The 6,196-nt window shown below is 60.5% G+C and carries 5 protein-coding genes; all 5 read left to right on the top strand.

Features of this window, described 5'->3' with window-relative positions; translation table 11 throughout:
* Nucleotides 1-95: 95 nt before the first annotated feature.
* Nucleotides 96-845 carry an ABC transporter ATP-binding protein gene (locus VAE48_RS08165; protein ID WP_322792830.1) on the top strand — a complete coding sequence of 250 codons (750 nt, stop codon included), beginning with the start codon at nt 96-98 and terminating at the stop codon, nt 843-845.
* On the top strand, nt 842-2,590 hold the full coding sequence (locus VAE48_RS08160; protein ID WP_322792829.1) for a hypothetical protein: 1,749 nt from the start codon (nt 842-844) through the stop codon (nt 2,588-2,590). The genes VAE48_RS08165 and VAE48_RS08160 overlap by 4 nt, the downstream gene beginning before the upstream one ends.
* A 52-nt stretch (nt 2,591-2,642) precedes the next feature.
* Nucleotides 2,643-3,977: an ABC transporter permease gene (locus VAE48_RS08155; protein WP_322792828.1), complete on the top strand. Its 1,335-nt coding sequence runs from the start codon at nt 2,643-2,645 to the stop codon at nt 3,975-3,977.
* 292 nt (nt 3,978-4,269) lie between these two features.
* Complete coding sequence (locus tag VAE48_RS08150; protein WP_322792827.1) at nt 4,270-4,941, top strand: Maf family protein; 672 nt, start codon at nt 4,270-4,272, stop codon at nt 4,939-4,941.
* A 27-nt stretch (nt 4,942-4,968) separates the two neighbouring features.
* Nucleotides 4,969-6,196, top strand: a 1,228-nt coding sequence (locus tag VAE48_RS08145; RefSeq protein ID WP_322792826.1) for an NTF2-like N-terminal transpeptidase domain-containing protein, incomplete at its 3' end; no start/stop codon positions are given.

The raw sequence follows: 6,196 nt of genomic DNA, 5'->3' as shown, positions 1-6,196 counted from the left end.
GGCCTTGCTGCTGTGTTTGCAGGCCTTACCCGGCTACATTGCCGGCCGGCTGAGCGGGCTGAACCCCACCCGCATGTTCTTCTAAGCGGGCAGTTATGACGCAAGCCAACGGTGCATTCATTCAAATCCGCGATCTGCGCAAAACCTACCTGATGGGTAAGCAGAAGGTGCACGCCCTGGCGGGGGTCACGCTGGATATTCCGCGCAACACCTTCACGGTCATCATGGGGCCCTCTGGTTCGGGCAAGAGCACCCTGCTGTACCTGCTGGGCGGGTTGGACCGCCCGACTTCCGGGCAAATCATCATAGACGGCGTTGCCCTCGACAAAATGGACGAAAACGAACTGGCGGTCTACCGCCGCAAGAAAATGGGCTTCATCTTTCAATCCTTCAACCTCGTCCAGACGATGAACGCGCTGGAAAACGTGGCTTTCCCGCTGCGCTTTGCCGGCGTCCCGACCGGTCAGCGCCGCAAACGGGCCCTGGAACTGCTGCGGCAGGTGGGGCTGGAAAACCGCGTGCATCACAAACCGACCGAGCTTTCCGGCGGCCAGCAGCAGCGGGTGGCAATTGCCCGCGCCCTGGCCAACCAGCCCGAGGTGATTCTGGCGGACGAGCCGACCGGCAACCTTGATACCGCCAGCGGTTTAGGCATCATGCAGCTGCTTTCCGACCTGCACCGCAGCGGGAAAACCGTCATCGTCGTCACCCACGACCCGCGCATTCACACTTTTGCCACCCATTCGGTCTATTTGCTGGACGGCAAAGTGGTCAGCGAAGCCGAATTTCAGGCCGCGGCTTCCTTTGCATTTCAAACCGCATCCGAAGAAAGCGATTCAAAATGAAAACCAAACTCCTCACCCTTTTGCTCTTTTTCAGCCTTGTTTTCACCCTGCCGGTGGCCGCCCAAAGCCCGGTTCTGAACGTCACCGCCGATGCTTCCGCCAAAAGCGGCGCACCCGGCGCGGTGGTGGTGTACACCCTCACCCTGACCAACACCGGCTCAGCCGCCCTCAACCTGACTGCGCCGGACCCCGATTCGCTCAACGGCTGGCCGGCTTCGGTTACCCTGAACAGCACCGCCCTCAACCCCGGGGCAAGCACCACCGCTGTGGTTTCGGTGGCCGTTCCCGCCAGCGCCGGCGATGGCAACATGGATGTGACCACCGTGCGCTTTCTGGATGGAAGCACCGAAGTGGGTAGGATTGGACTGACCACCACCGCCCGCCGCCCGCAGCCGACCGCCGCCGGCCGCCCGCTGCTGGTGCTGGATTCCTACGGCGTGAGCGGCGATCAGGAAATCACTCCCGGCCAGCAATTCGAGCTGCGCCTGACGCTGGTCAACCGCGGACAGGATTTTGCGCGTAATGTGCTGATCACCTTTACCGGTACGGACTTCCTGCCGGTGGATACCGGCGGCGTGCGCGCCCTCAATGAAGTGGACCCCAACGAAAAGGTTAACGTCTTTCAATCCCTGATCGCCAATCCTTCGCTCAGCGGGCAAAGTGTGGCAACCCTGACGGTCAATCTTTCCTACACCAATCTGGACGGCAGCGCATCCTTCACCGAAACCCTGACGATCACCATCAACCTCAAAAAACCATCGGTGGGCGGACCGGCGCGCCCAACTGCCACCCCCACGCTGATCAGCCGCCCGCAGCTGGTGGTCACCGCCTATCAGACCGATGTTGACCCCCTGCAGCCCGGCGCCATCTTCGAGCTGAAAATGGACATTCGCAATCTGGGTACCGCCAACGCCCGCTCGGTGACCATGGTGCTGGGCGGCGGCGCCTCGCTCAACGAGCAGGGCACCCCCGTGCCGGGCGGCAGCGAGCTTTCCACCTTCGCGCCGCTGGGCGCTTCGAATGTGATTTTTCTGGGCGATGTGCCGGTTGGCACGACCATCAGCGCCACCCAAAAGTTGATCGTCAATGTAACCGCCAACCCGGGGGCTTATCCTTTCAAACTTTCCTTCATTTACGATGACGAAAAAGGCAGCCGGCAGATCAACGATCAGGTCATCACCCTGTTGATTTACCAGTTACCGCAGGTGGAAGTCGGCTTTTACCGCGACCCGGGCATCTTCTACACCAATCAGATGTCCATGCTGCCGCTGCAGGTCACCAATCTGGGGCGCAAGACCGCCGTGCTGGGTAACATGCGCGTTACCAGCCCGAATGCGGATATTACCAACAACGTCACCCTGGTCGGCTCGCTGGAGCCGGGCGGCTACTTTACGCTAGACGCCAACATCATGCCCTTCCAGCCCGGCCCGCTGAATATCGAAGTCAACATCAACTACACCGATGACTTCAACCAGCCGCGCACCATCACCCAAACCCTGACGGTGGAGGTGATGGAAATGCCAGCGCCGGAATTTCCAACCGACGGCTTTCCGCCAGAACCGCCGCCGCCCGCCGAAGAAACTTTCTGGCAGAAGGTTCTGCGCTTTTTGCGCGGCCTGATCGGACTGGACAGCGCCGAACCCACCCCGCCGCCCGTCATGCCGGGCGAACAAATCCCGCCCGAAGGTGTCCCCGGCCAGCCGATTCCCGTGCCGGTGGAACCGCTGCCGCGCCCGAAAGGATGATCGCGCCACTGTGCGTACTTTTTAGCGGTATGACCGAATTGGAGGTGTCAACATGCGTTTTCTGGATCTGGTCAGGTTAATTTTCGACAATTTAGGCAGGCGCAAAGGCCGCGTAGCGCTGACCGCCATCGGCGTGGTGATCGGCACTGCCTCGGTCATCCTGCTGGTTTCGCTGGCCATCGGCCTGCAGCGCAGCGCCACCAGCCAGCTGTGGGGCATCAGCGACCTGAAACGGATTGATGTTTTTCCCGGCTGGAGCGAGGTGAATGTCGGGCCGGGGCCAATGGCGGTTGACCCTGTGACCGGCATGCCGCCGGGGGTCAAACTGCTCACCCCGAAAACGGTCGAAGAAATCCGTGCCATACCGGGTGTGGCGCTGGTCAGTGTTCGTCAGAATTTGAGCGGCGGCGCCTTGCTGAAATACGGCCGAATGGAAACCTGGCCGTGGCTGCAGGGGGTGGATGTGGATGACCTTGCCATGTACGAATTCAAGGCACAGGTCGGCACCACCCAGCTGGAACGCGGCACGGCGGTTGTGGGAGCATGGGTGCTCAAGAATTTTTACGACCCGCGCCAGCGCCCCGGCCAGGAACCCCTGCCCCCGCCCACCCCGCAGGACATTGTCGGCCAGCAGGTGAAACTGGAAATTACCAAATGGACAGAAGACGGCCAGCCCATCACCCGCACCGTCACGCTGAGGATTGCCGGTGTGCTGGAAGAAGCGCGCAGCGAACAGGACGGCGCCATGTTTGTGCGGCTGGATGAAATGCTCAAATGGGAAGAATGGGTGCGCGGTAAGCGGGTCAACTTCAACAAAGAGGGCTACAACCAGCTGCTGGTGCGCGCCGAAGACCCCTCGCAGGTGGTCGAAATTGCCGACCAGATTAATGCCCTCGGCTATCAGGCCTCCACGCCGCAGTCCTTTGTGGAAGGCATCAACAGTTTCTTCCTCGTCCTGCAAATGGTCTTTGGCGGCATCGGAGCCATCTCCCTGCTGGTAGCCGCCATCGGCATTGCCAACACGATGACCATGGCGATTCTGGAACGCACCCGCGAAATCGGCCTGATGAAGGCCATCGGCGCCACCAACCGCGATGTGCTCAGCATCTTTTTGGGCGAAGCCGCCGGAATCGGGCTGATCGGCGGCATCGGCGGGGTGCTGTTGGGCTGGGGCGGCAGTTTTGCCATCAACTTTCTGGCAACCACCTTCCTCGCCGGGCAGTCCAACCCGTATGGCGGACTTGGGCCGGGAATTGCCGCCGCAACGCCGGTCTGGCTGCCGATTTTTGCGCTGGTGTTTTCTACGCTGGTCGGGTTGATTTCGGGGTTGTACCCCTCCCTGCAGGCCGCCACGCTGGTGCCGGTCAACGCCTTGAAGTACGAATAAACGGCAGTTTGGGACAGACCCTTTCCCCACTCCCATTGGGGTTTTCGGCCCCCTCGCAACGGTTTGAGGCCGTTAATGCCATTCCGAGCGAAGCGACACTCACCAGTGCTGACGGGAATCTCCCCTCTTACTTATGGTAGGCCGTGCGGGAGACTGCCACGCTCGCTGCGCTCGCTCGCAGTGACATTAACCCGTCCTGACGGGAATCACCCCCTCCTGCACCTCCATTTATTTATCGCCACAACGCAAAGGCTTCATTTTCCGGCGCGCTCTTGTGTTAGAATCAAAGCCAATGACACAACCGCGCTTGATTCTGGCATCCAATTCACCCCGCCGCCGGCAAATGCTGGCGTGGACGGGCTGGGCCTTTGAAACCGACGCTGCCGACCTCAATGAAGACCCTCTGCCGGGTGAGCCGCCGGGCGAATATGTCAGCCGGCTGGCCGGCGAAAAGGCGCGCACGGTTGCCCAGCGCTACGCCGGTGAGCCGGTGTTCATCCTCGCCGCCGATACCACCGTTGCCGACGGCTACGATTTACTCGGTAAACCGGCTGATGCACAAGAGGCACGCGCCATGCTGCGCCGGCTGCGCGGACGCACCCATCAGGTCTATACCGCACTGGCGCTCATGGATGTGCAGAATGCGGTGCTGATGCAGGATGTATGTGTTTCTCAAGTCACCATGCGCCCCTACAGCGATGTGGAAATTGAAAACTACATTCAAAGCGGCGACCCGTTCGACAAAGCCGGCGGTTACGCCATTCAGCACGCCGATTTTCGTCCGGTGGTGGATTTTGGCGGCTGCTTTGCCAGCGTGATGGGCCTGCCGCTGTGTCATTTGCAGCGCACAGCCGCGCGGGTGAACTTTGTCCCCCCGCACAATGTGCCCCAAATGTGTCAAAACAACTTGAAGTACTCCTGTCCCATCTGGCAGGCCGTGTTGGACGGCGAATCGGTCGGCTGAGACAGGCTGGATTACCGGAGAAAATTCATGAAAGTTCGTTCACTGCTGATGCTTGTGCTGGTACTGCTGACCGCCTGTACCACGGCAACCAACACCCCCCCTTCACCAACCGGTACAAACGGCACACCCACCTTGCTGCCGCCCGTGCTGAACGTGACCCCCGCACCGGATGTTCAAAACGCAGCCCGCGCCTTTTTGGACGCCTGGGAAAATGAAAACTACCAGGCCATGTACGACCAGTTGACCCTGCTCTCGCGCGATGCCATTCCTTACGAGGACTTCTCCAGGCGTTTGAAGGAAATTGCCGTTACGCTTTCATTGCAGCAGGCTCAGTTTGAAATCACTCAGGCGCTGATCAAAAACCCGCAGGAAGCCCAGGTCGCCTACCGAGTCACCTATCAAACCGTGCTGCTGGGCAACATCAGCCGCGATACGCTGATGAACCTGTCGCTGCAAAACGGGCAGTGGAAGGTGCAGTGGGAAGACGGCATGATTCTGCCCGAACTGCGCGGCGGCAACCGCCTGGTGATGGACATCACCATCCCCAGCCGCGGCAATATCTACGATGTCAAAGGCAGCGCCCTGGCGGCCCAGTCGGATGCGGTGGCACTGGGAATCATCCCCGGTCAAATTGAAGAAGGCAAAGAAGGCACGCTGCTGGTCGAACTTTCCAACCTGACCGGTCTGAATACCGATTACATCCGCTCGCTGTACGAATTTGCCGCCCCGGACTGGTACATTCCGGTGGCGGATGTTTCGGCTCAGGCAGTGCAGCGCCGCTTTGAGGTGCTTTCATCGCTGGGCGGGCTGGTGATGACCACCTACAACACCCGCTATTACTTCGACAGTACCGCACCGCACGTAACCGGCTATGTGCAGCCGATCCCGGCTGAAGAACTGGATGAATACCGCCGGCGCGGTTACCGCGGCGATGAACGCGTCGGGCGCGCCGGCCTGGAAGTGTGGGGCGAGCAGTATCTGGCCGGTCAGCGCGGTGCATCGTTGTATGTGGTTGACCCGCAGGGTGTGACCCTCACCCGTCTGGCACAACGCGATTCGGCCCCTTCCAACTCCATTTACACCACCTTCAACAAGGATTTTCAATTGCAGGTACAGCGTGCCATCGAGGGCTTTCGCGGCGCAGTGGTGGTGCTGGAACGCGATACCGGGCGCGTGCTGGCCATGGCTTCTTCGCCGTCCTTCGACCCGAATTTGTTTGACCCCAACAACTACAACAGCCGCTGGCTGCTGAACG

The organism is Bellilinea sp. (genome assembly GCF_034432615.1).
Classification (GTDB): Bacteria; Chloroflexota; Anaerolineae; order Anaerolineales; family Anaerolineaceae; genus Bellilinea.
This window is presented reverse-complemented; position numbering and strand designations above follow the sequence as displayed.

Excerpts from the sequence above, each read along its gene's own strand:
- VAE48_RS08160 (WP_322792829.1), top strand. The coding sequence starts at position 842 with ATGAAAACCAAACTCCTCACCCTTTTGCTCTTTTTCAGCCTTGTTTTC.
- VAE48_RS08155 (WP_322792828.1), top strand. The coding sequence starts at position 2,643 with ATGCGTTTTCTGGATCTGGTCAGGTTAATTTTCGACAATTTAGGCAGG.
- VAE48_RS08165 (WP_322792830.1), top strand. The coding sequence starts at position 96 with ATGACGCAAGCCAACGGTGCATTCATTCAAATCCGCGATCTGCGCAAA.
- VAE48_RS08150 (WP_322792827.1), top strand. The coding sequence starts at position 4,270 with ATGACACAACCGCGCTTGATTCTGGCATCCAATTCACCCCGCCGCCGG.